Source organism: Microvirga massiliensis (assembly GCF_001006805.1).
Lineage (GTDB): Bacteria > Pseudomonadota > Alphaproteobacteria > Rhizobiales > Beijerinckiaceae > Microvirga > Microvirga massiliensis.
In genome coordinates this window covers 31,057-57,970 of sequence record NZ_LN811359.1, presented here as the reverse complement: position 1 = coordinate 57,970, position 26,914 = coordinate 31,057, and the positions used below count along the sequence as shown (strand labels likewise).

At 61.5% G+C, this 26,914-nt stretch carries 7 protein-coding genes and 1 pseudogene; 6 read left to right on the top strand and 2 right to left on the bottom strand.

Translation table 11 applies throughout. From position 1 onward, the window contains the following. The first annotated feature begins 407 nt into the window (after window positions 1–407). The 3 genes and pseudogenes from BN1233_RS26375 (at window position 408) to BN1233_RS26360 (ending at window position 16,510) form a co-directional block, all read left to right on the top strand. Entirely contained in the window at window positions 408–14,963 is a 14,556-nt protein-coding gene (locus BN1233_RS26375) for a putative Ig domain-containing protein (protein WP_046866638.1), read from the top strand. A 108-nt stretch (window positions 14,964–15,071) separates the two neighbouring features. Beyond that, window positions 15,072–15,913: pseudogene (locus tag BN1233_RS46115) on the top strand (IS5 family transposase). A gap of 273 nt (window positions 15,914–16,186) precedes the next feature. Further along, a complete protein-coding gene (locus BN1233_RS26360; protein ID WP_052763944.1) occupies window positions 16,187–16,510 on the top strand; it encodes a hypothetical protein in 324 nt (107 codons plus the stop codon). A 228-nt stretch (window positions 16,511–16,738) separates the two neighbouring features. Here BN1233_RS26360 and BN1233_RS26355 read toward each other — a convergent pair whose 3' ends face one another. Both BN1233_RS26355 and BN1233_RS26350 read right to left on the bottom strand, forming a co-directional pair. Then, window positions 16,739–17,851, bottom strand: coding sequence for an alpha/beta fold hydrolase (locus tag BN1233_RS26355; protein ID WP_147707559.1), 1,113 nt, complete (start codon window positions 17,849–17,851; stop codon window positions 16,739–16,741). 31 nt (window positions 17,852–17,882) lie between these two features. Beyond that, window positions 17,883–18,287 (bottom strand): VOC family protein, encoded by a 405-nt coding sequence (locus tag BN1233_RS26350; protein ID WP_074078361.1) that lies wholly within the window; start codon window positions 18,285–18,287, stop codon window positions 17,883–17,885. Window positions 18,288–18,803: 516 nt separating this feature from the next. On the opposite strand from BN1233_RS26350, the gene BN1233_RS26345 reads away from it, so the two are divergent. The 3 genes from BN1233_RS26345 to BN1233_RS26335 all read left to right on the top strand — a co-directional run. Further along, the gene (locus tag BN1233_RS26345; RefSeq protein ID WP_244471056.1) at window positions 18,804–24,638 is read left to right on the top strand and encodes a DUF3320 domain-containing protein; all 5,835 of its coding nucleotides are present in this window, start codon (window positions 18,804–18,806) and stop codon (window positions 24,636–24,638) included. A gap of 86 nt (window positions 24,639–24,724) precedes the next feature. Next, on the top strand, window positions 24,725–25,210 hold the full coding sequence (locus BN1233_RS26340; RefSeq protein ID WP_046866636.1) for a GNAT family N-acetyltransferase: 486 nt from the start codon (window positions 24,725–24,727) through the stop codon (window positions 25,208–25,210). Between the two features lie 398 nt (window positions 25,211–25,608). Continuing rightward, window positions 25,609–26,914, top strand: a 1,306-nt coding sequence (locus BN1233_RS26335; protein WP_187144375.1) for a PAN domain-containing protein, incomplete at its 3' end; no start/stop codon positions are given.

The window sequence follows — 26,914 nt, the reverse complement described above, 5'->3', positions numbered from 1 at the left end:
CGTCAGATGCTCTGCCGATCACAGCGCGGTGCGTGTCGCTGCCGAATGCAGAGCAGGGAATTGCTCGCAACAGAACGCCTGCCTCTTCGGGCTGGTTGAGAGATCTCTCAGACAGACGCCGGCTAACCTAGGCGCTGACGCGCCAGCACCGCCGATCCGATCAAACCTTCTTACAGTTATGTAAGTGTGATCCATTCCACACTCGGCAGGTGTGGCTGCTGGTATTGTCAGTGTCGAACTGTGCGCAACGCAGCCCGGCCGTTTAGATTGGGTCGGATCATGCGGAAACCAATGCCGACTGCCGGATTGAACAGGCAGCACCACGGCGGACGATGACATTTTGCGCCGCAAAGTTCTGAAACAGCCCGATCTGCTTGTCGGCGAACGCCCGATAAAGGGGATGTATCATGGTAGCGATAGTCGCGGGTAATGGACTGGGTCTGCTTAATACGTCACTGAACACTCTTGGCGAAGCGGGAGTGCTTGGCCAAAGTGTGCTTGGACAAGGAAGCAACCGTGCCTTTGTCAATGCGGCGAGTGGCAATCTGGTGCTGCAGATGCAGGACGAGCAGCTCGCCGGTCGCGGACTGGACCTCTACGCGCTGCGTACCTACAACTCGCTGGGCACCCCGGACGACGGTGATGGCGGCGGCTGGCGCTGGGGTTACGAGCAGATGGTGCGGTTCCAGGGACCGGGGACGCCTGCGCAGCCGCAAGTCGGTGCCACGGTGATCCGCACAACCGGCGATGGCCATGAGACGACGTACACCTGGAATCCGGCACGGACCGCATACATCGGCACCGAGGGGTCAGGTGCGCATGACGAGCTGAGATACGACAGCGTGCCGAGCGAGTGGGTGTGGACTGATGGGTCCACCCGCGTGACAGAGCGGTACTCGAACTCGACCGCCTCGACAATCACAGGCCGGCTGATCCGTCGCACCGACACGAGCGACAACAGTATCGAGTTGACGTATGACGCCGGCGATCGCCTCACGCTGATCCAGGACGCTGGCAGCAAGCAAGAGTTGAAACTGACGTATGGCCTTTTCAACGGGCTGACTCGGTTGCAACGCCTCGACACGCGCGCGCTCCTCGAGGATGCGAGCGGGCGTGCGACCCCAACGCTCGGCAGCGCGCGGCGGCAAGTGGAGTACAACTACGACGGCCTGGGGCGGCTGGCGATCGTCACGACGGATCTGACCCCGGACGACGGCAGCATTGCCGACGGTGCCGTCTTCCTCACGACCTATACCTACGACCAGTTCACCGCTCGCCTCGCAAGCGTGACGCAGAGCGACGGCACGAGCGTGTTTTTCACATATGACGCAGCCGGCAGGGTCAGCACGGTTAAGGACCAAAGCGCTGCGACGAGCCCGCAAGTGAGCTTCACCTACGACGCCGCGACGAACAGCACAGCGATCACCGACGGCAACGGACTGGCGTGGACGTACCGATATGGTTCAACAACTCAGCAGCTGACCGAGATCTCAATGCCCGCTGTGGACGGCGCAGTGCTGTCGACTGGGTTCCGGTATGACGCAAGCGGTAATCTGCTCAGCATCACCGATGCTCGAGGCAATACAGTGACCTACGAGTACGACAGTAACGGAAACCGCGTGCTCGAACGCGATGCATCCGGCAACACAATAACGCGCACTTTCAGCACGCTCAACCAGACGATGCTGACGGAGACGCGCTACCTCACCGCCGACCCGGACGGCGCCGGGGCGCAGAGCCCGGGCGATTCGCTCACCACGCGCTATGTGTATGACGCGAATGCACGCTTGCGCTTTGTCGTGAGCGCCGAAGGGCGCGTAACCGAGAGCCGCTATGGGACCGCGAGTGCCGGCTACGGCTTGTTGACGCATACGCTGCAGTACATCGGACAGGTCTACGACCTCACGGGGCTGAGCGCGGACGCGCCACTGACGGAAGCGCAGCTCAACGCGTGGGTGGCGGGGCTGCAGGACAAGACGCTAGTGCAGCTCACCGAGTACAGCTATGACTTGCGCGGCAACATGAGCCAGCAGACGAGCTACGGCGCCGTGAACGCGACCGGCGCCGGCGTCTTGGATGCACAGGCGGGTCTGACGGAATACCTCTACGATGCGCATAGCCGGCTGCGCCAGCGGATCGCCGTGCGCGGCAGCGCCCGCGATCAGCGCACCGTGATGACCAACCTCACGCATGACGGGATGGACCGGGTGCTGACGAGCACGGATTCCAGTGGCACCCGGACCGCCGTCTATGACGATGCCAGCCACACCATATCCATGACGGCAGCGAGCGGTCTGACCGAGACGCGTCAATACGATAGCCGCGGCCGGCTTGTGAGCGTAGGCCAGACTGGCGACGGCGCGACGCGCCAGACACGATACGCTTACAACAATGCCGACCAGCTGCGGATGGTGGAAGACGCGCAGGGCGGCCGGCGCTACCGCTTCTACGACGCCGCGGGGCGGCAGGCCTACACGGTCGACGCCACCGGAGCGGTGACCCGCTCGGAGTACAACCCGACCGGGCAGATCGTCCGGCAGACGCGATACCTGAATCGCGCCGACACCAGTGGCTGGTACGACAGCGCCACGCAAACGGTCACGAAGCTGAGTCTCACCGTCGGCGACGCGAGTAGCGACATACCGATCGATGCGGCGCATGACCGGGTAACGACTTTCGGTTACGACGCGGCCGGCCGGCTTACAACGTCCACCGATGCAGCCAATACGGGGACGACCACCAGCTACGACGGGGCGTCGCGGGTGGTCATGACGCAGACGGCCGACCGGGCAACCCGGTACCTCTATGACAAGGACAACCGCAAGGTCGGCAGCCTGGACCCGCTCGGCTACCTCACCGAGTACAAGTATGATGCCGGGGGGCGGCTGATCGAGACCGTGCGCTATAGCCAGCGCAGCCCCGCGGCAGCGAACCTGGCGGCACCCGTTTGGATCGGCGTCAGCAATCAGAAGGCCATCGCCGGTCAGCCGTTCGAATACCGGATGCTGGCCACCGACGCCGATGGCGACAGCCTGAGCTTTGGCTTTGTCGGTACGCCGCCTGCATGGTTAAGCTTGGATGCCGACGCCGGTGGGGTGACGCTGAAGGGCACCCCGCCGAAGAGCTTGACCAGCTACGACGTGACCCTCAGAGCCGACGATAGCCGCGGTAAGACCAGCGATGTGACGCTGCGCATCACGGTGGCTGACTCTGCCCCCAGTTGGGATCGGTTGCCGGACACCACGGTACCCACTAACGCTACAGGATTCAGCCTGACCTTGCCGCCCGCGGTCGATAACGAATCGGCAGCGGCTTTATTGACGTACTCAATCCACTCGGCACTGCCCCCAGGGCTTACGTTCAAGGCTGCTACCCGCACCATCAGTGGTGTGCCGACCACGCCGGGCATGTACACCATCACGGCGCGGGTCACCGATCCGCACGGCTTGTTTACCGACAGGAGCTTTCTGCTGCAGGTGACCAACATCGGTCCCAGTTGGGCACCCGTTCCGGTGCAGCAAACCTGGATCAATCAAGCATTCACCTTCACCGTGCCGCCGGCGGCAGACCCTGAAGGTCAGGCGCTGACCTACAGCGCGATCTCAAAACCTTCATGGTTGTCGTTCGATCCCGGCACTCGCACGGTGAGCGGCACACCACCGGCCTTGGGCCTGCAACCGGTAGTCCTAGAAGCCCAAGATACGCTTGGCGAGACCGTTCGACTGTCGTTCAGCATCGATGTCGGGAACCGCGCGCCGACCTGGGGGTCGCTGCCCGACATCGTCGCGCAAGCAGGCACGCCGATCGACTACACACCATCAGCAGCCATCGACCCCGATGGTGAATTGCTGATCTACAGCAGCAGCGGCTTGCCGGCGGGACTCTTGTTCGATACCACCAATGGGCGCATCTCGGGGACATCGAACGCAGTCGGGATGTTTGCCGTAACCTTGCGCGCCACCGACCCGCACGGGGCCTGGGTCGAACGCAGCATTGCGCTGCGATTGAACAACGCAGTGCCGGCTTACCACGGTGGCCTCACCGACATTCACCTTGAAGGCCCTCGCTTCAGCCCGATTTCGCTCGACTTCAGTTTTCCGGCCAGCACTTTCACCGATGGCAATGCCGATCCGTTGACCTACACCGTCAGCGGCGCGCCGGGATGGTTGAACTTTGACAGCGCGACCCGGCGCTTCAGCGGTTCCTCGTCAATCGTCTCGAACCAGAACTTCTTAGTTACGGTGACGGCAAGCGACCCGCATGGCGGAGCAGCGAGCGGCAGCTTTGGTCTGAGCCTAACGGTGAAAGCCGGCGGCTTTCTCAGCGGCCCAACGGGTAGCCTCGATCCGACGCCGGTCCCGGCTGCGATCGCTTCTGAAGCCGACGTCCTGTCTTCTGTACGGCCGGCAAGCGCCGATGGCCTACACAGCTACCAGTACTACGACGGGCAAGGCAGAGTGGTTGGCTCAGTCAGCGAACAAGGCTTCCTGACCGAAACCGTTTACGACGAGCAGGCCAACAAACAGCAAAGCGTGCGTTACCTGAACGCAGTGGCGGTGGTGCCGATCGACACACTGGCGACCCTAAAGTCCAAAGCCGGGAATGCCAAACTGATCACGACGACCGAGTATGATAGCTTCGGCCGGGTCAGTCGCAGCATCGGCGTCGACGGCACAGTGATGCGCAACGAATACGACAGCGCCGGCCGTCTGGTTCGCCAGGTTAGCGCCGATACAACCGCCGAACAACGCGCGAGCCGCACCCGCTACAACGCCTTTGGTGAAATCACCGGGACTCTGGGTGGTGTCGGCGAGGCTACGCTTGGCGTCAACCCCACTCGGGCCGCCATAGACGCGGCGATCGCCAGCTACGGCACGCGTTATGAATACAACAGCCTGGGTCAACGGATTAAAGCGATTGACGCCAACAAGAACCCGACATGGTTCTACTACGACGGCGAAGGGCGCCTGACCCACACCGTCAATGCATTAGGCGAAGTCGCCGAAACAAAGTTCAACAGCTTCGGTGAAGCGATCAGCACACGCCGCTATGCCACAGGCCTGGCTCCCGCGGTATTGGCAACCCTGACCGGCGGGCAAACGACCCCGACCTTCTTAGCCCAAGTTCAGGCATTGACCAACGCCAGCAAAGACCAAAACACCTCTTTCGACTACGACCAACGCGGCCTGCTGGTGAAGCAGACCGACAGCTTAGGTTTTGCCACCACCAACACCTATAATACTTTCGGCCAGTTAGCTACTCAAACCCGCGCGATCGCGACCGGCAAGGCCACAACTACCCAGTACAACTACAATTTGCGCGGGGAACTGATCTCGCAGACTGGAGATGTCGGTGGCCTGAACTTCAACGCTCAAACTGTATACGACGCCGTCGGCCGCGTCACCCGATCGGTAGACCCAGCTGGCAAAACCACGACAACCAGCTACCAGGACGCTGGCCGAACGGTCGAAGTGACCGACCCGTTGAACCGCAAAGTCCGCAGCCAGTACGACGCCCTTGCCCGCGTGCTCAAAACCACCGATGCTGTCGGGCAAGCCACGATCTACACGTACGATGACGTCAATCGCAGCGTAAAAGTAACGACCCCCGAAGGGGTGACCATCACCACCAACAAGACCCGTCACGGCGAGACGCTCAACGTCGTTGACGGCCGCGGCAACGTAACGCGATATACGTACAACAAGGACGGTCAGCAAACGACTAGTACCGATGCACTGAACCAAGTGATCACCAGGACCACTTACGACCAAAGCGGCCGCCAGCTCGAAGTCAAGGACGCGCGCGGAACGGTGACGCGGTTCGGTTATGACCAACGTAATCGGGTCGTCGACCGACGAGTCGATCCTGCCGGTTTGAACCTCCGGACACTGTTCGAATTCAATGCGCTTGGCCAGCAAGTCAAGGTAACTGAGGGGGCAAACAGCCTCGCGGCGCGGGTCACAACATATGCCTACGACCGCAAGAATCAGCTGACTCAGGTCATCGTTGACCCGAACGGCCTAAAGCTGTCCACGCGCTACACGTTTGATGGCGTCGGCAACACCATAAAGGTTGAACAAGGCACAACCAGTAAACCGAAACAACAAGTCACGCTCTTCGATTTTGACCAGTTGAGCCGCCGCGTCAAGAAAGTCGAGGCGCCCAGCGCGGTCTTCGGGCCCGGGTCACCCGACGCGCGCGACCTCACCACCGAACAGCGCTACGACGCGGCTGGACGGCTGAGTTGCACGATTCATCCCGACGGAACGCGTGCGTGGTATGTCTACGATGCTGCCGGCCAGCAATCTCAAACCATCAACGCGATGGGTGAGGTTAGCGAAAGTGTTTACGACGGTAACGGCCGAGTGGCGGCAAGTCGGCGCTACTTCAAGCGACTGAGCACCGCAGACTTGGCCAAGTTAGGCGATGCAATCGGCGCCCCGGTGACGCCACAGGTCAATGCGCGTGACCAACGCAGCTACTTCGTCTACGACAGCGACGGTCGCCGACGTTTTACGTTGCAGGCAAGCAATGGGACCGCCTGGACGATTGCCGAAAACCGGCTTGACGCCCATGGCAACACCGTCGAAACGAGGCGCTACGACAAGATCCTGCCTGAAGAGCGGATCAACGCAATCGACACCAGCACTTCGCCGGGAATCAGCGTCGCCGAGGTCCAGTCCGAGTTGATCACGCTGGGATACAGTGATAATGACAGTACGCTTCCAAAAACCCAGTGTACGCGCTTTGCCTACGACGCGAACAATCGGCTGCGCTTCGCCGTCGATGCACTTGGATCGGTCAGTGAGTCGATCTACGACCCGGCCGGCCAACTGGTGAGCAGCTTGCAGTATGCAACCCGACCGGCCCTCACGGAAATTACCGAAAGCGCGGTGAACGCCGCGCTCAACCGGGTCGACGCCAGAAACCGGGTCAGCCACTATGCTTACGATGCCGCCGGAAGGCTGCGCTACAGCGTGCTGGTGCTGGCCAGCGACACAACTGGAAAGGCAACCCAGCACACGGTCAGCGAGCAGGCGTATGACCCGCTCGGCCGGGTGCTGCAGAATATCGTCTACGCGACGTTGCTTGGCCCTTTGGCCGACTACGAGGCGGCGACGCTGAGCAGCGCGATCACCGCCAGCGCGCAAGACCGCCGCAGCGCGTTCGTGTACGACGCGGCCGGGCGGAAAGTCTATAGCGTGCAGGTGCAGATAGCAGGCAGCCAAAACGTCGTCAGAAAGAGCGAGTTCGACGCGTTGGGCTGCCTGGTCGGGAGCACGTCCTATGCGAAAGGGATGGCGCTGCCCGATTTCGCCAAAGCGACGCTCGATAGTGCCACGACAGCCAACGCCCATGCCCAGGATCGAACGACCCGCTTCGTCTACGACGCCGTGGGACGCCAACGCTTTGTGGTGGGTGCCGACGGGTCGCTGAGCGAGAAGGTATATGACGCGCTGGGTCGCGTCAAAGAGAGCCGGCAGTTCGATCTGCTGCTCAGCAACACAACCCCGCGAACCGAAGACGCGTTGTCGGCGCGGCGCGCCGGCCGCGCGGTGGGCGACGGCAAGACCCGCGGTGAGAAGTACGGCTATGATCGCGCCGGCCGGCTCCTGACGACAACCGATGCGGCTGCTTTCACCGAGACCAACGAGTATAACGGGCTGGGTGACAAGACGGGCTTCGTCGACAAGAGCGGCGCCAATTGGCGTTACGCCTACGACCGGCAAGGGCGCCTGCTGGATCAGCTCTCGCCGCCGGTGGCGGTGCAGTTGAGCAATGAAACAACACCGACCAACCGGTCGCTGCGGACACGGCTCTACTATGACGCGTTCGGCAGTTTGGTGAAGCGGCTCGAAGCTGCGCAGACGATCGACCAACGGATCACGGAGTACGCTTATGACCTGCTGGGGCGTCAGGTCGTCATGACCCAGCCGGGTTGGTACGACCCGGCTACGGGCAGGGTCGAGGCGATCTCGGCGATGGGGCGGTTTCAGCGCACTCTGGCAACGACGTACGACGCGCTGGGTAGCCAGGTTCGCACGAAGTTGCGGACGGGCATCAACAGCTATCAATACGAGTACAAGGCCTACGACAACCTCGGCCGCGTCGTGTACGACGTGGACGCCCTCAGCAATGTCACTGCGTTTGCCTACAACGCCTTTGGCGAGCAAACCTCGGTGACGCGTTATAGCAAAAGCGTGGGGATGCCGCCTCAGGGAGTTGACACGCCTTGGACCGCCAGTGCCTTGGCCGGCGCCCTCGGCAGCGATCCGCTCTCGCGCACGATGACGATGCGCTATGACAACTTGGGACGCAAAACGCAAACGATTCAGCCCACCGCAGCCAGCTACTTCTTCAGTGGCAGCTCTAGCCGGTTTGTCCCGCTGGACAGCAGCATCACTCCGGTGAGCGCCTCCGGCAGTGCCGCTTTCGAGTACACCACCTTTGGCGAGTCGTATCACCAGATCGTTCAGCTGGACAGCACGCGTGCGCAGGAGACCTGGCGCTACTACGACACAATGGGGCGCGAGACTAGAACTGTAGTCAAGTGCAGCGACAACATCGCCGACGAGAGCAGCCCGCCTAGGCCCGGTGGATTTCACACTGCGCGCAGCTACGACGCACTCGGCAACCTGATGCAAGTCATCGAGTACGCCGCCCAGGGAGAAGCTGACAGCAGCGGCAACTATCTCACGGTCCCGGCCAGGCCGGGTGAGAGCGGCGCCGACCGCATCAGCTCGTACGTGTACGATGCGCGCAACCGGCAGACCGACACGCTGCGCTCGAACCTGAGCTATGCCGCACTCGAAAACGGCCAGTATGTGCAAGTCGCGGTTGGGCGCGACAGCAGCGTAAAAGTACGGCACACCGACTACGACGGTTTGGGCCGTGTGATCGCCAACACCGACGCGATGAACAATATCACGGGCTCCGCGTACAACGCGCTGGGGCAGGTCATACAAGTGACAGAGCCCGCACGCTTGGCGGTCAAGAGCGGTCTGAGCAACCCCGACCCGTTCCTGGCGGACAGCCAGATCGTGACTTCACCTGTGACCGACTTGGCGCTCAACGCTTTCGGCCAGACCGTGAGGTCGACCCGGAGCCTCGGCCGCAGTGATGTTGCGGGTGCCACACAGATCACCAGCACCGGCTACGACTTTGGCGGCAACGCCGTCAGCACGACGGACCCCAAGGGCAACGTAAAGAATTGGCAATACGACTTTTCCGGCCGTCTCATCCGAGAAAGCCAGCCGATCAGTTCGACGCTGGCGGCCCGGTTCGACGGCACGACGCAGAGTTTCCAGGTCTGGAAGGTCGTCGGCCATACGTTGGAGCGACGCTACGCCTACGACGCGGTGGGCCATATGACCGATGCGCTGGACGTATTCATGAATGGGCCGACACTGGCCCAGAGCGGCCAGCGCAAAGTCTACAACGCGTTCGGCGAAGTCACCGAGGAACAGCTCGTGTGGGGCACCGCGAGCGAGGCCCTGAGCGACTTGCAGCATGCCACACGGCGGAGCAACGGCTACGACAATGCCGGTAATTTGGTCACTCAGGACGGCGCCGATGGCCGGACCCTGTTCTTCTACAACCTGTCGGGGCAGATGACCCGCGCCGAGCAGCGGGGCGACAACGGCACCGCCGACGGCACTCACGCCCGCGTCGCTGAAACCGGCTACGACCTGATGGGTCGTACAATCTGGCAGAGCAAGCCAATTTTCTCGAGCATCAGCGGCATGGTCACACCGACGACCAACATAACCCTCGACCGCTGGGGCAACGTCATCAGCCGGACTGAAGCGGGCGACCTGGGCAATGGCACGGCGGCTAGTATTCGAAGCCGCAGTTACGAGTACAACGCCGATAACAAGGTCACCTCTGCGGAGCAAGGTTTCGCATGGGCACTTCGGGCGGATGGCACGTCATACCCCGCGATCGTCACGCATCAGACACGCTATGATCTGGCCGGCCGCGCGGTGGAGCAAACCGATATTGCCGAAAACACTTTGACCTTCTCCGTAAGCGCGCTGCGGACACGCAGCACTACCTACGATGGCTTCGGGCAGGTGGTGGAACAAAGGGACGCGGAGCAACTCGCGAAGGGGCGGCAAGGCCTGCGCTACGCCTACGACGCCAACGGCAACAAGGTGGCCACGGTCAATGCACTCGGCAACGTCTTCGTCGACGCCTTCGACGCCAACCGCAATCAACTCTCGCACAAAGTTCTGCGCCTGTCCCCCGGTGGCGAGAACGATACTTATGTGAGCGGTTCGGGCACGGTTCCGGTGGCCGTGCTGTTGACCAGCCACGCCTACGACCAGGCCAACCGCCGTATCGAAACCCGCGACTACGTGTCGACCTCGCTGTTTAATGCCAACTATGTCGAATACGACGAGCGCGGCTTCGTGCAGGGAACCTTTCAGCTCCAGGAGAGGGATGGGAGCCTGCCTTACAGCGAGGACCGCGGTCGAGAAACGTCCTGCGTTTACGACATCCTGGGTAACAAGGTCCAGGAAACTGACGATTCGGGCCACAGCAAGGACTTAAGGTACGATGCGGCGGCGGACGGCGACAATCAACCGAACTTCACGATCAGCCGCCTGATTAGCACAACGAGTACCGCTGCGGGCGGGGGGGCCAGCCACACCACCGCCTATACCTACACCGATTTTGGCCAAGTCAGGCAGGAGACCTATACCGGCACGGACGTTACCGATCCGACGGCGCAGAACAATCGAGTCTATGAATACAAGGAGAACGGGCTGCTTGCCCGGACGACAGATCGTCAGACGGTTGGCACGCCCGGTTCGGTCGGCGGTTTGGATTATTGGTCATCCACCAGCATCAACAAGCGCTCCTACACCGACAGGGGGCTGGTGTCGACTATCGATATCGATACCTCGGGTGTTTACGAGGACTTTGCCCCGTTTGGTGGCGGGATTCAACAGAAGCCGGCGCAGGCGGAGAGGCGAACTATTGGGACTTCCTATGACGAACGTGACCGCCCCGTCAGCGTCATCAATTCCTGCTTCGATACCCAGGGTATCAGTAAGCATTCGAGCGCGAACGTCACCTACGACTACGACGAGCTCGGCAACCGCACGAGAGTCACGTTCAGCTCCGTCGCCCGAAGCACCATGCCGGGCGGCAGTACCGTCATCGGAGAGATCATCAACGGTCGGCAATTGTGGTTCAACTACGATCTGGAAGGGCGCATGACGCTGGCCGGCAAGGCCATTGAACAGGACAGCACTGTCACTGACCCTGGGGTAGTAATTACCTACGATGCCGCGGGCCGCCGTGCCACGGCGCTGACCCACGAAGGAACGGAAAGAAGAGGGTTCACGTCGTGGGATCAAAGTCGCTTGGAGCGCTATACCTACAACGACTTAGGCTACCTCACCAGCATCGAACAGGCCGGGGTGCGCGCCAACAAGTGGAACCTGGTGAACAACACCCCAATCCCGGACGACCCCGGTCCGAGCCCCTTTATGCCGTCGGAAACGCGCAGCTACGACCTATTGGGCAATCTTACTGAGAGTAGTCGATACAGCCACTTCATTTTCGTCAACGCGACTGAAATGACGATGCAGCCCCAGCCGCTGCCGGTGACGGTAAACAATCAATATACCGCCGCAGGTCTGCTCGACACGCAAACCTCAACCCACCCCACGAACCCACTCGTTAATTCAAACACCAAAAACCACTATGACAACCACGGCATGCTGCAGTCCTACACCTATACCAAAGGGGACGGGGCCGGAACCGACTTCGAGCACGGTTTCACGAACACCTATACCTATAGCTATTCGTTCAAAGCGGGGGCGCTGAGGGAAGGGGGGATTGACGTTGAATCCAACCTGAAGAATTCGACGACGACGCGCCAAAGAAACACGTACGATGGGCGCGGCAACCTGGTTTGGCAGCGTTCAGTAGACGGTCCGGGCAATACCGAGATGGTCTTCTTCGATTACGAAGGCGCGGGCCGTGTGCTCGACAGGGCCAAGCTTGACCTGCCGCCGAACCGGCAAGCAATTTCGGGTGATAAGTACAACAGCTTCTTCTATAACTCGAGCGGAGAGGCGGTCGGCAACGTCCCCGCCAGCAGCTTTGCGGCGACCAGGGCAGGCCTGCACGCCAACTTCGGCATCGGCTTCACGCCTGTCAGCCCCGGTTATCCGAGTTCGCAGCCCAGCAGCTATACGGTCGTCGCCGGTGATACCCTGGCGGGTATTGCGAACTCGTTCCTGGGCGACGCGCAGCTGTGGTTCTTGATCGCTGACGCCAATGGCTTGACTGCCGGCCCCACCGATTTGCTGGATTCCCAGGTCGGGCGCAGCCTGCGCATTCCCAACGTCGTGGCCAATGCGCACAACAACGCCGACACGTTTTCGCCCTATAACCCGAACACGATCATTCCCAACACGCCGTGGGTGGGCGCCCCCTTGCCGCCTCCCGGGCCGACCTCCTGGGAACAAAGCATCGAGCAGCTGGCGCCGTTCGTGGGGATGGCCACGTCCATGGTGCTGGGTGTGGTGCTGTCGGGACTGGGCCCGCTAGGGGTGGGGATCGCAGCGGTCGCCGGTGATGTTGTCAACCAGTCGATTCAAATCGGGTTCGGTGACAAGGACCTGAGTCAGTTTGATCCTTACGAGGCGGGCGAAGCGGGCCTGACAGGGCTCGTTGCCGGCGGTTTGAGCGCGCTCGGTTCGGCGGCGGCCGCCGCCAATGGCGGCGGCTTGGCGGCGCAAGCGTTGGCCCAGGCCGGGGCCGCTGCGGCCACCTACGCCGTCAACAGCGGTATCCACGCAGCCTTCCACGGCGAGGCGTCAGTGTCGTTCAGCGGATGGAGCTTGTTGACGGCGAGCGCGGGCGCCTCTGCCACCCCGGTGTTGGGCGGCTTTTTCTCGCAGCTGGCCCAGGAGGCACTTAATCCCGCGACGGGGTGGGTCTGGCATCCCAACGCTCGCGCCTGGGACGCGTTCTATCGACAACTGGCTATCGGCCTGGGACAAGTGGTGATCCAGGATTCGTTTGGTTCACCGCAGAGCGACTCGCCCAGGTCTGAGCAGAGATCTCAGCCAACCATGCCGGCGGAGTTGCTGGCAGCGTGGGACGAGATGGACAGGCAAATCTACAAGGCGGACCTGGCGGCGCAAACTGTGGCCAAGGCCGAGCAGCCTGATGCGATCTCAAGCGCAGACTGGGCTGCGGAGCAGCTGGACACCACCGGAGCGCTTCAGGACAGGCTGACGCTGACTGTTCCCAGTGACCGTGACATCGTGCAAGCACTGCGGACCAAACAGATCTATGTGGTACAAAAAGGTGACCGCACGACCGAAGACATTGCCGAGCATATGGGGCACGATCGGCGCGACGGCTCATATTTGGCGCTCGCGAACGGCTACGACCCGCTCTATGTGAAGGAGGGTGATGTCTTCTATGACACTTACGTCAGCCCTAACGATGCTCGTCGAGCCAATGCACAAATTTACCCACGAGAAAGGCAGGCCAAGTTAGCCAGGAACGAACGGCGATTGCAGCAAGAGTTGGCGGCGGGGCGGCAGAAAGCGGCGGCACAGGCGGCGCAACGGGACGCGGACCAGGAAGAGTTGCGAGAAATGATCGGAGAGCCTCCGTCGTTAGACACGATCGCGAATTTGTCGATGGGAATGAATAATCCTGCTGTACAGACTGCGCTCGCCAATCCGGATCTCGGTAGAAAAATACCCGCCAGTAAGACCATCTACAGACAGGGCGTGCCCTTTACCGTAAGCGGATTTCATGAAATTGGCTCGCAACCGGAAATCGATGCCGATTGGAGCGCGAACAGCATGGTTGTTGAGATGATCGACATCCAAAGTGCAAGCGAGATCGCAAACCGCACGGGCCAATCGGATTACTTAAATTTTGAACGCTACATGAAGCGCTTCCCATCATCGGATCTCAAGGGGTACTTCCGGTACCGGGGAGGCGCTGATCGCGAGACCATTGGAGCTTGGAATGTTTACACGAACTCCTTCAATATTGGGAGTTTTATAGCGAAGGGAACATTGTATGCAATGAGCTTCCCCGCGCTGGAAAACCCAGTCGGATTCGGGCTCTCATACTATGCTAGCAAGTATACTGGCCAAGCAGTCAACTACCTCACCGACAGCGATTTTCTTGGAATGCTCGCTGGTGGTTTGGCGGCGATGGGGGCCGCGGCGATCACGGCGCCAAAAGGGAACACCGTAGGCGGGCTGTTAGAGGCACAGCGCCGTGCTCGGCTCGATCTCACACTCGCGAGGACGCTACCAGAGGGCCATGTGTGGACGTCCGTTGCTCCTGGCGTCGAAATTGGGCTTCCAAGACCACGACTCCAGCTTGGGTCCGGAGGTCTTGCACCAGGGAGAGCGCAATTCCTGCTGGGTCGGCCGACGGGCGTACCGGATGCATATCTTGAGGGTCTCGTTTCAAACGAAGCGCAAGCTTATATTGAGACAGGCCAAGTATCTCTGCGCGCTGTCGCGCGCGCCGGTATCCATTCAGAGAATCTTGTGAGCCCGTCTTATCGCAATTTCCTTAGCGGCCAACAGGAAGGAGTTCCTGGGGTAAGATATATGGATAGAACGAGTGTTCGCGTTTTTGATGCGAACGCCTATGTTGAATGGCTTCGCGACGTGTATGAAGCTAACGGTTCATCGCTCCATCCGATGACTGAGGAAATGGTAAGGCTACGAGTTTCGGATCCAAAAGAGGTGATTTCCCAAGGATTGCCAGGCACTCACGCCGAGGTACGTGCGGCGAACTGGATATATAATAATTTACCCACTCCTTTGAATAATGAACTCACCATTATCACGTACAGACTCATGCCAGGGCCCACGCAAGGCGGACCCTTCATAGCATGCCCAAATTGCTCAGCTATACTTCCTCCATGGGCGAATATTCCTACAGGAAGGACCGGACCTTGATGTGACGCGTAAAACTGCGCTCAGCGATGTTAGAGCCCGTCCGGCTGAAAGTTGAGTCTTGTGAGCGAGTTGTGATTCCTGATTTGGATCGATCACAGGGTGGCTTCGATGTGGACGGCCGCGAACCGAAAGGCTTACAAGCGCAAGGACTTCGCTATGAGAGCGACCAGACCGACGCCGAATGGGCCTTGGTCAAGCCGATCATAACCACCGGTAATTATGCGCGTCCCATCTGGGCGGCGCGGCTGCGCACCGTGCTCGACGCGATCCTCTATGTGCTGACCACGGGCTGCACGTGGCGGCAGTTGCCGAAGGACTTTCCGCCGCGCTCGACCGTGCATGACTGGGTCGTACGCTGGCACTGCGATCGTGTGCTCGAGCGGGTGCATCTGGCGCTCTATCAGCAGGTTCGCGAGCTGGAGGGACGCCGCGCCGTCCCAGCGCTGCGATCGTGGACAGCCAGAGCGGCAAGAGCACCGAAAAAGGGGGAGGCACATCGACCCGATCGGCTCTGACGTGGCCGCGAAGGTCAAAGGCAAGAAGCGCCACGTCATCGTCGACACGTTGGGTCTGATGCTCGGGCTGGATGTGACGCCGGCCGATGTGCAGGATCGGGACGGCTTCCTGCCGCTTCTCAAGAGTGTGCGACCCATGTTCGGGTTCCTCGAGTGCCTGTTTGCCGATGGCGCCTACCGCGGCACCGAGACGGCCGCTGCCGCCAAACGGATCGGCCAGATGGTTCTGGACATCGTCAACCGCTCAGATGCGCCAAAGGCTTCGTCGTTGTCGCGAAGCGGTGGATTGTTGAGCGAACCTTTGGCTGGTTGGGCCGCTGCCGTCGGCTCGCCAAGGACGTGGAGAACCTCACCCGCACGCAACTGGCTTTCGGGCAACTCGCCATGATCCGCCTCATGACCCGCAGGATCGCAAGGCTTTGTCAAAGCTCATGAACAACTCGAACCGACTCTTAGTCCAGCATTGCCTGCCAATGCTGTCGATCGTTGGCCGCGGCCTTTGGGTTCGCGGCCTATTCTTTTATGGCGATTGGCTTGCGCGGAACAAAACCGAAGCCTAGCTGTTAGAGGCGTACCGGGGCGGCCGTACGAGACGCGATCTCTGGCGCTCGCCCGAAGGCTTTTTCCGGATTTACTGTAGGCCGGCCCAAGGCGTCCCTTGGGTGGCTTCGGATGTTTGCGACTGGTGTTGGGGTGGGGAAGAACTCGATGGCTCTGACGGAGCGTTACGGTTTTCGAAAGACGCTTTTTGGACGGATGGTTTTGCAGGTCGAAGAGGAGTTCAGATCCTTCTGGAGCCATTTCGCGAAGGAGCCGGTCCTTAAGCGGCGGTGGCGTGATGCCAAGGTGCTCGACCTGACGGCCGTGGAACTGCGGCCTCTGATGGATATGCGGAACCGGCCGGGATACATGCCGTGGCTGTATCGCAGCCCGCCGGCAGCGCAACCCAGCCCGCGAGACGACGCATCGCCGGATCCGGCTTTTGCCCAGCCGAACGGCAAGGACGATCTCGAGCGGACCGTGGTGCACTAGGAGCTGACGGCTCTTGAAGAACGAGCAGTGACTCGTCGCGCCTTATGACCCATGCCCAGCTGATCTAATCCGGTATATATGGGGGGTAGCACCGGAACCATCAAAGTGGATTTAGTAGTGGCAGCGGGGTGGAAGGTCTCAAGTTGTATGTCGATGTCGGCTGATGTTGCCGCCTTGGGCCCGCCTATGGCGTTTCCGCTGCAATCACGCAGAGCGATCGGTGCGAAATTACCTGGCCAGCTTCTGCTGGATCGCTTTGAGTGTTTCGACGAAGCGCTCCGGCTCTTCGAAGGGAATGTTATGGGCTGAATCCTCGAACCAGATCAGTTGTTTTGCCGGCGCTGACAGAGCATCGAAATACCTGGCCGCCTGCCTTGCGTCGAGTTGCCTGTCATGTCGGCCGAGCATGAAGACAACCGGCGTCTCGACCGACCGCACGCTCTCGGCGAGATCGAGCGTATTGATTTCGTCTTGCATGGCCGCGAGCGACACTTCGTTGGCGCGAATATAGGTCGGAATGTCCCAAGGTGCCGCATAGCCGTGCAGGACACCGGCGATCATCGCCCATGCGAAACTTGGCCGCCGATGAAAAAGCCCGCCATAGCGATCGACGAGGGATTGAAGGCGCAACTCCTCTTGGGCCGTCAGGGGCGGCTTCCCGATCCGATTCAGGCTTTCGAGAGCTTTTTCGTCGTGCATCGCCTCGGCTCTGGAGCGGACGAAGTCATACTGGCCCTGCTGCGCACCAAGACCTGAGACGAACTGGTTCACTCCGATGACAATCGAGACATCGTCGGGATGCCTCTGCGCATAGAGCAGCCCCAAGGCCGAACCCCAGGAGTGACCGACGAGTGCGACCTTGCGCTTGCCGTATCGGGAGTGCAGATGGTCGATAACGCTCTTGAGATCAGCGATATGGCGTTCGACGGTTAGCTTCGCCGTGTCGGCCTTGGAGTCATACGACCGGCCTGCGCCGCGTTGATCCCAGTAAGCCACGAGAAACGCGTCCTCGAGGGCCTCGTTATAGAGGCGAAACAACGGTGTCTCCGCGCCGCCCGGGCCGCCATGAAGCCAGAGCATCAAGGGAGCACTGCATCGTTGACCGCGAACCAGCAGGTAGAGGCTGGCGTCCCCGGCCGGGATCATCTGTTCGTCGTCGATGGTATCGTGGGAGCACGCCTGCGGGGTCTGTTCTGCGGCTCGGCCATCGCCATAGCCTATCAGCAGCGCCACTGCGATTGCGGTAATGCGAGCGAGTCGGGGTGGAAGCAGCAAAAGCCGGTTCTGTTGCCCCCGCTTACCAGCACGTTTGTCGCGCTCCGATGCGTCACGTGGCGGCAAGTGGTACTCCTACTTCGATCTCTTGCTGTTCCTATGCCAGATTGATCTGCCAGGAGACGCCGAATCGGTCATTGAGCCAGCCAAACCGGCGGCTGAATCCGTAGTCGCCGAGCGGCATCAATGCACTGCCGCCTTCCAACAGGGCATCATAAAGGAGCGTGATTTCCTCCTCGGTGTCACATTCCACGAACAGCGATATCGAAGGTGTAAAATTGAATGAATGCGGAAACGCGCTGTCGATCGCCATGAACCGACGTCCCTTGAGGGTGAACGCCGCGACTTTGACCGTACCTTCCGGCTGGCTCTCGTTGGGACCGTAGAAATCGATGCGTTCGACGTGGGATTCAGGAAACAGCGAGACGTAGAAATCGATTGCCGCTTTGGCCTGACCGTGCTGTTCGCCCGAGAACATCAGAAATGTGAGGATGTCGTTCAAGACCTGCCTCCCTGTGTGATGGATGCAACTACCGGAATACTCTCAGTAATTTTGACGTTCGTTTCCTATTGAGGGTGCTTGCCAGCCATTGAATTCCAGTCGGTTGGTCGGCTCATGCATATCACAGAGGTCGGACATCCGGATCTGGTGTGGGCGTTGCCTGCAACTCCTTTTTGAGGCCCGATTGCTGGGACGGTTTGAGAACACCTTCTTCCTGCTACGCTAAGCCCCTGCCATGCTCCGCTCGGGATTCGTGTGCGACTCTTCACAGTTCCCGACGATAACTGACCGGTGGTGCTCGCGGTGTGCATGCAGGCGGACCTGTCGCAGATGACGTCGAAATTACTAAACAAACCTTCTTTCGCGGCAGACTCGCAGTGGTTATACTCGGCAGCCAAAATCAGCAAGCAACGAATCAAGATGGTCGACGGGGCTGTTTCTCTTTCAATTGTCGTTTCCGGTCATATCAGTGCAGCGTTCCACCAGAATTCGGTTCCCACAATTCGCGAAATCGCGGTGGAGAACGGGACAGACAAAGATCTGGTCGACCTGGCACTTAACGTAACGTCCGAGCCGGAGTTCGCCAGCCCGCTCGACATTCGCATTGATCGTATTCCTGCGAAATCGACCCAGCATGTCCGCACCCCGAACCTGCCGTTGAATGTCGCCTTTCTGCGCAAGCTGACGGAAGGTATTCGCGGCGAGCTGCGGTTCCAACTGAAAGCTTCCGAATCGGAGTTGGTGCAGCAGATAAAAACCATCGATCTGCTGCCACCGTCGCACTGGGGTGGCTCGGGTACCGCTCCCGAGCTCCTCGCGGCCTTCGTCCGCCCGAACGACCCGGCGGTCGATGTCATCCTCAGGGAGGCCGGACTGAAGCTCGCGGCAGCCGGCAAGTCGAACGCGATCGACGGCTACACGTCCGGACGACGCGATCGGGCCTGGGAATTGGCTTCGTCGATCTGGTCCGTACTGGCCGGGAAGCGGCTGACCTACGTCCTTCCGCCGAAGAGCTTCGAACGAGAGGGGCAGAAGGTCCGCTCACCTACCGAGATCCTCGATAAGCGGGTCGGCACCTGCCTCGACCTCACCCTCCTCTACGCAGCCGCCCTGGAGCAGGCGGGTCTCAACCCGATGGTCGTCCTCACCGAGGGACACGCCTTGGTCGGGGTGTTCCTCCGGCAGGAGGAACTGCCGATGGCGGTGGTCGACGATGTCCAGGCGCTCCGCAAGCGCCGGGATGCCGAGGAAGCCATCTTCATCGAGACGACTTCCCTGACGAACACGCCCCCGGGCCGCTTCGGCGACGCCGTGCGCAAGGGAGCGGCGCAAATCGAGGACGGCGCCGAAGCCCCGCTCGAGATCGCCGTCGACATCGCCCGCGCGAGGACCGCACAGATCCGGCCGCTGGATCTTGGCGACGGAACGGCTGCGGCAGCCGTTCCGAAGCAGGATGGTCCCGAGCTCGACCTGGGCATCGACGAGGCTCCGAGCTTCTCCGAGGACGTTGTCGTCCGGGAGCGCGAGGATCCGAACCTCGATCGGCTGGAACGTTGGAAGCGTAAGCTCCTCGACCTGACACTCCGCAATAAGCTCCTCAACTTCAAGGACGGATCGAAGTCGGTCAGGGTCGAATGCCCCGAACCCCACACGCTGGAGGACGCCCTCTCCTCCGGTCGCACGTTCAAGATCCTGCCGAAGTCGGACGTCTTCGGTGAGGGCGATGTCCGCGACGCCAGGCTGCACGAGGAGCGCTCGAACGCCGATGTCCGCCGTCAGGTGGCCATGGAGGCGATTGCCCGCAACGAGCTTCATTCGACGCTCGACGAGAAGGATCTGAACGCGCGGCTGACCGATCTCTATCGCGTGACCCGCACCGCGTTCGAGGAGGGCGGCTCGAACATCCTCTTCCTGGCACTCGGTTTCCTGCGCTGGCGACAGGATGAGAAGGGCAAGGGGCAGGAGTACAAAGCGCCCCTTCTCCTGGTGCCCGTCTCACTCGAGCGATCGAGCGTGAGGGCCGGGTTCAGGCTCGCCCTCCACGAGGACGAGATCAGGTTCAACCCGACCTTGCTCGAGATGCTGCGCCAGGATTTCAACCTGCGCATGACCGAACTCGAAGGCGACCTCCCGACCGACGGTTCGGGCATCGATGTCGCCCGCATCTGGAGCATCGTGCGCGCCCATGTGCGCGACGTGCGGGGATGGGAGGTGACCACCGAGGTCGTCCTGTCGACGTTCTCGTTCACCAAGTTCCTGATGTGGCGCGATCTCGTCGAGCGGATGCACCTGCTCAAGCAGAACCCGGTCGTGCGCCATCTCGTCGACACTCCGAAGCACTCCTACAACGACGACAGGCCTTTCCCGTCCCCGCACAGGCTGGACGACGAGCGGCATCCCTCGGAGGTGTTCGCGCCGCTGTCGGCGGACTCGTCCCAACTCGCGGCCGTGCTCGCAGCGGCCGGGGGCAAGGATTTCGTCCTGCATGGCCCGCCGGGGACGGGCAAAAGCCAGACGATCACGAACATGATCTCCCAGTGCCTCGCGATGGGGCAGAAGGTCCTGTTCGTGTCGCAAAAGACCGCTGCGCTCGAGGTCGTACGCCGCCGCCTGATCGACGTCGGCTTGGGGGACTATTGCCTCGAGGTCCACTCCTCAAAGGCACAGAAGTCCGCGATCCTCGGTCAGCTCAAAACCTCGTGGCATGAACGCGCGACTCCGGACGCCCGCGAGTGGACGGAGGCAACCGCGGAACTCGCCGAGCTGAGAAGCGAGCTGAACGCCCTCGTGACAGCGCTCCATACCCGCCGCGCCAACGGTCTGACGGCATACCAGGCGTTCGGGACCGTCGTGGCCCACCGCGGCCGCTTCGAGGACGTGGTGTTCAGTTGGCCGGATGCGGCTCACGACGAGGCGTTCCTCGCCAGCCTGCGCAAGACCTGCCGCGATCTGTCCACTGCGCTTCGGGCCACTGACGATCCTTCCAGCCATCCCCTGCGCGGTATCCGGACACTGGAGTGGAGCCCGGGCTGGCGCACGGACCTGATCGGTGCGATTGACGGCCTCGCGAGGGCCGTAGCTCCCCTGGACGAAGCGACCCGCAGGATCGGGGATGCCATCGGCTTGCCGACGACAGGGACCTACAGGGCCATGCGGGCTATCGCCTTGCTGGTTGGTCTGCTGACCCGTCCGGAGGCAAGACAGGCCGTCCGCTGCATCCCGATCGACCCGGGTAGCATCAACCCCGCCATTGAGGCGTTGGAGACCCTGCGGTCGAGGGCGGCCGAACTCCAGGCCGGGCTTTCCGGCACCTACAGCGCCTCCGTGTACAAGGAGGATCTCCGCTCCATCCTTGGGGACTGGCGCACCGCGTCCGAGTCGAACTTCCTGTTCCGCGGCAGCCGCCAGAACAAGGTGCGACAAGCCCTGCAGCCTTTCGCCACCACCGAGGTTCCTGCGGATCTCGGTGCGGAACTCGTCAAACTGCTGGAACTGAGGGACCTGCGCGAGTCGGCGGAGCAGTTCCGCGACACCTTCGCCGAACTCGGCATTCTGTGGGAAGGGATCGACACCGACACGGCGGTAGCGAAGTCGTGGCTCGAATGGGCCGCGCACGCCAGGAAGGTGTCCGCATTGGCCGCTGATGCTCTGAGCATCGATCGGTCCGCCATGCTCGAGCGCGTGCGTGCGCTGCTCGCCGATCATGCCCTATGGGAACAAGGCAGTCCGGGGGCTGAGTCCGCGAGCCAGTTTCTGACTGCTTGGGATGCGGTCGCGTCCGCATGGTCGACCGTGGCCCAACTCGCGGGACTGGGCGATGGATCCACCCCCTGGACGGACGGGCCGGACTGGATCGACGAGACGATCGTGACCGTCTCGCGTTGGAAAGCGAACCTGGGTCGTGCCCAGGACTGGTGCTACTGGAACAAGGTCGGCAGCCAGGCTGGCACTCTCGGCCTTGCGCCCTTGGTTGCAGCCATCGGTCGGGGCAGCGTCAGTCCTGAGGAAGTGTCGGTCGCCTTCGAGGCGGCCTACAGCAGGTGGTGGGCCGACCGCATCGTGGATGCGGACTCTGTCCTGCGCTCGTTCGTTCCCGCCCGCCACGAGGACATCATCGCACGGTTCCGGGCTGCCGATGAGCGGGTCGTCGAGCTGTCGCGGCGGATCGTGAAGGCCCGCCTTTCGGGCGATATTCCTCCGCCGAACGCCTTCGGGGCAGATCCCGAGTGGGGAACCCTGGCCCGCGAGATCTCGAAGCGCGCCAGGCACATGCCCGTTCGGCGCCTGTTCTCCGAGATCCCGAGCGTCCTCACGAAGCTGACGCCCTGCGTCATGATGAGTCCGCTCTCGATTGCGCAGTATCTTCCACCCGACAGCGCGCTCTTCGACCTCGTCATCTTCGATGAGGCCTCGCAGATCCCCGTCTGGGATGCCATCGGAGCCATCGCGCGCGGCAAGCAGGTGATCATCGTCGGTGACCCGGAGCAATTGCCGCCCACCAGCGTCGGCGAACGCGGCGTCGACGAGATCGAGGACGGCACGGATGTCGAGGATCAGGAGAGCATCCTGGACGAATGCCTGGCGGCGAACATCCCCCAGATCCGTCTCGACTGGCATTACCGCAGCGAGCACGAAAGCCTGATCGCGTTTTCGAACAAGCACTATTACCGCGGGGAGCTCGTGACCTTCCCATCCCCGCTGACGGCGGACCAGGCCGTCCGCTACGTTCACGTGCCTGGGGGCGTTTACGAACGCGGCAAGGCTCGGGTGAACCAACAGGAGGCGAAGGCTGTGGTCGCCGACGTCGTGGCGCGCCTGCGGGATTCCTCCTTCGCCGAGCGGGGATTGTCGCTGGGCATCGTCACCTTCAACGCCGAGCAACAGCGCCTCGTGGAGAACCTCCTCGACCAGGAGCGTCGGGCCTATCCCGAGCTGGAGCCCTTCTTCGACCACGACCGCTGGCACGAACCGGTCTTCGTCAAGAACCTCGAGAATGTGCAGGGCGATGAGCGGGACATCATCCTGTTCTCGGTCGCGGTGGCGCCGGACCAACCCGGCCGGGGCGTGGCGACGATCAGCTCGCTCAACAAGGAGGGAGGCTATCGGCGCCTCAACGTCGCGATCACCCGCGCCCGGCGGGAGATGGTGGTGTTCGCCACGCTCAGGCCGGACCAGGTCGACTTGAGCCGGACGAACGCGCGGGCCATCCGGGACTTCAAGCACTTCCTTGAATTCGCGGAGCGCGGCCCGCGTGCCCTGGCGGAAGCCTTCGCACCGACGGGACGCGGAACCGAGTCTCCTTTCGAGGATGCCGTGAAGAAGGCTCTCGAGGGCCGGGGCTGGGAAGTCCACACGCAGATCGGCGTGTCCAAGTTCCGCGTCGATCTCGCCGTGGTGCACCCGGATGCACCGGGCCGTTATCTCGCGGGGGTCGAGTGCGACGGAGCGACCTATCATCGCTCGGCCACTGCACGTGATCGCGACAGGCTCCGAGAGCACATCCTCACCAAGCTCGGATGGCGCATCCGGCGGGTCTGGAGCACCGAGTGGTGGATGGATGCCGATCGGTCGCTCGAGGCCCTGCACACCCGGCTTGAGGCGGACCTGGAGGAGGATCGCTCCGCACCCGCAGTGGAGGAGGTTGCGGCGGAAATTATCGTTGCCTCGACGCCTGGCATCGGTGTTTCGGCGGTGGCGCCCGGCGAGGAGCAATCCGACGGACCCGAACTCCCGGAAACCGATGGAGTGGCTCCCGCTCCGGACCAGGACAACACCGTGCCGGAAGAGCCACGGATGTATGCTCGCCGAGAAGCGGATCCGAGCGTCGCCGCGGATGCGGTTTATCCGCTGACCAACTACGCCCCTGCGAACCCGGCGGATTCCGGTCATGTCCCGGATCCGGACTTGTTCTACGATCCGTCCCACCGGCCGAAGCTTCGTGCGATGGTGCACCACGTGATCCGCGTCGAAGGCCCGATCTTCGACGATGTGTTGGTCCAGCGAATTGCCCGGGCACACGGGTTCAAGCGCGCGGCAGGAAGGATTCGCGAGATTGTGCTGGGTGTTGTTTCACCCGCTATCGTCCGCACTGAGGAGAATGGCCGTACAGTGTTCTGGCCCGAAGGTTCCGATACGGGGCGACCGTTTCCCTTCCGACAGTCAGGGCCGGATGTTCGCGGCCATGCAGACATTCCGCTTCACGAGTTGGCCAGCCTCGCGGAGCGCTTCGCAAAGGACGGGTATGATGAGGAGACTGTCATTCGCTTGATCAGCGAGAGGTTCGGATTGTCTCGCCTCAATCAAAGCACACGGTCGCGGTTCGAGGCAGCTCTCACCCTGGCAAGAGGGTGAGAGTCAGCAATCTGCCGATCTCCATCAATGCGTCTGCGTGGACGGATTCTCGCACGATAGGATTTCCGGGGAAGCCAGAAGATCTAATGGACTTTGAGATCGAGCCCTTTGACCTGTCACATAAGTCGCAGGTGCTGGAGCTCTCGTTGCGCGCGTGGGCTCCGGTCTTCGATCAGCTCAAGCCTGCCGTGCAGAAATATGTCTATGAAGCGTTCTATCCTCGAGGCTGGCGGGAGAGACAGACTTCGGACATCGAGGCTTTCCTCGAATCGGAGGGAGATTGCGTCTGGGCCGCGATCAAGGGAGGTGTGGTGCTGGGGTGGGTCGGCATCCGGTTCCATCGGGAAGACCGGATGGGCGAGATCTATATTCTCGCCGTCGATCCGCAGCATCAGCGCCGAGGCATCGGGAAAGCTCTTATCGATTTTGCTCTGGAAAGAATGCGGGCGGCCGGGATGGCGATCGCCATGGTCGAGACCGGGGATGACCCGGGACATTCTGCATCACGAGCGACCTATGAACGCTCCGGCTTCGAACGCTGGCCTGTAGCGCGCTATTTTCGAGAAATTTAGATCTCGAGGGTCATCCCCGTTTCTATATCCATTATTATCCATTCGGGGCAGCGAGTTTCGGGACCAATTATTCCGCCGCGTCGGCTTGGCTTTGTCCCGTCACACGCTGCTGTTGGAAATGCGGGAAATATGAGCAACGCCGAGATCATGGCGGATGCACGCGCGTCTAGAGCGCCATGGATGAGATGCATCCATGTCTACTTTCGGCATGTCATTTGATCACGGATGCACCACGATGGACTCTCAGCTCTTCGGTGGTTGAGCGTCGATCGTCACGCCAACAATGCACTGGCCGCACGTGGAAGTCGAAATTGTCACACCCAAGCAGGGCATCGTACATCGTTCTTGTTTTAAGACTTGCATAACCGTTAGAAGACGCCCAACGAGTTTTGTTCCACGTGAAAGTCGAACGCATGCGTTTGGGGCTCTTCGCCGCGATTTCGGCAACGCTTTCTATTTTGTGTTTTCCCAACGTCACCCGGGCAGAGACGCGCACTTTCGGTCCGTTCTCGGTCGACCTCGAGCGTCCCGATACCATCCACCTCTCGGGAGCCATTTCCGACGGAGCCGCCCTCGATTTCCGGCGTGCCCTGCATGCAGCGCCGAACCCGAATCTCCTGATCCTCGACAGCAGCGGCGGCAACATCCAGCAGGCGCTCTTGATCGCGGACGACGTGTTCGTCCGCAAGATCGCGACCCTCGTCCCTGCCGAAGCGGAATGCTATTCCGCGTGTGCCTACATCTTTCTTGCGGGCTCCGACCGTCAGGTCGAAGGCAAGCTCGGTGTCCACCAGATCTCGGCCGGAGCTGGTCCGATTGGCAACATCAAGAGCGCCCAACTTGCCATCTCGGACATCATCGACGTGCTCGCCCGCTTCAACACTCCGGTCGAGATCCTCACGCGGATGTTCAAGACCCCCTCAGACGAGATGTACATTTTCCCTCCGGAGGAGATCGCCCGCCTGGGACTGAATCGCCGCGTCGGAGACCCGCCATCGTCTTCACCTGCCATTGCGTCGCCACGAGATCCTGGCGGCGATCCGGCCGAGCCCGGTGAGACAAAGCCGTCCGTGCCCTCGCCCTTGCGGCAGGTCGAGAAGGACGTCGAGAAACCCGCTACCCCTCCTCCATCGCGAGGCGGAGAACTCTCATCACTCGATCGATACATCCAGAGCCCGAACCGCTTCGCCGTCTATCTCGGGCTTGATCTGTTCGGCGGTGATGTCTGGAGCGGGTATGCGCCCTCGATTGCCAAATGCGCTTCCGAGTGCCTGTCGCAAGCCTCGGTCTGCAAGGCTTTCACCTACAACGCCAACCCGCTTCCCGGCCGGGCGAACTGCTACCTCAAGGACGGAAATGGGATTGCGGATGGCAATTCTGTTGCCGTCACGGGCATGCTGCTCCGCCGGGCCGACGGCAAGCCGCCCGTTCACTCGGTCGGTGTGATTGATGCCCGGGATGATCTGATCGGAGACATCGATCTTCCCGGATATGATCTGAGCCCGCGGCCGTCCGCTGCTCGTACGGCCCAAGCGTGCCGGTTGGCATGTGTCTCAAATTCCCGATGTGAAGCCTTTACGTTCGTCACTCGCCTGCGCCAGTGCTGGCTCAAGGGCTATGCCGGCATGATGCGTCCCATGCCGGGTGTGGTCAGCGGCCTCAAAAAGCACCGCATCTTCAAGGCCGATCGGGTGATCGCGCTCG

Bases quoted from the DNA above. Each gene is read 5' to 3' on its own strand.
- BN1233_RS26375 (WP_046866638.1), top strand. From the start codon at position 408: ATGGTAGCGATAGTCGCGGGTAATGGACTGGGTCTGCTTAATACGTCA.
- BN1233_RS26360 (WP_052763944.1), top strand. From the start codon at position 16,187: ATGGCTCTGACGGAGCGTTACGGTTTTCGAAAGACGCTTTTTGGACGG.
- BN1233_RS26340 (WP_046866636.1), top strand. From the start codon at position 24,725: ATGGACTTTGAGATCGAGCCCTTTGACCTGTCACATAAGTCGCAGGTG.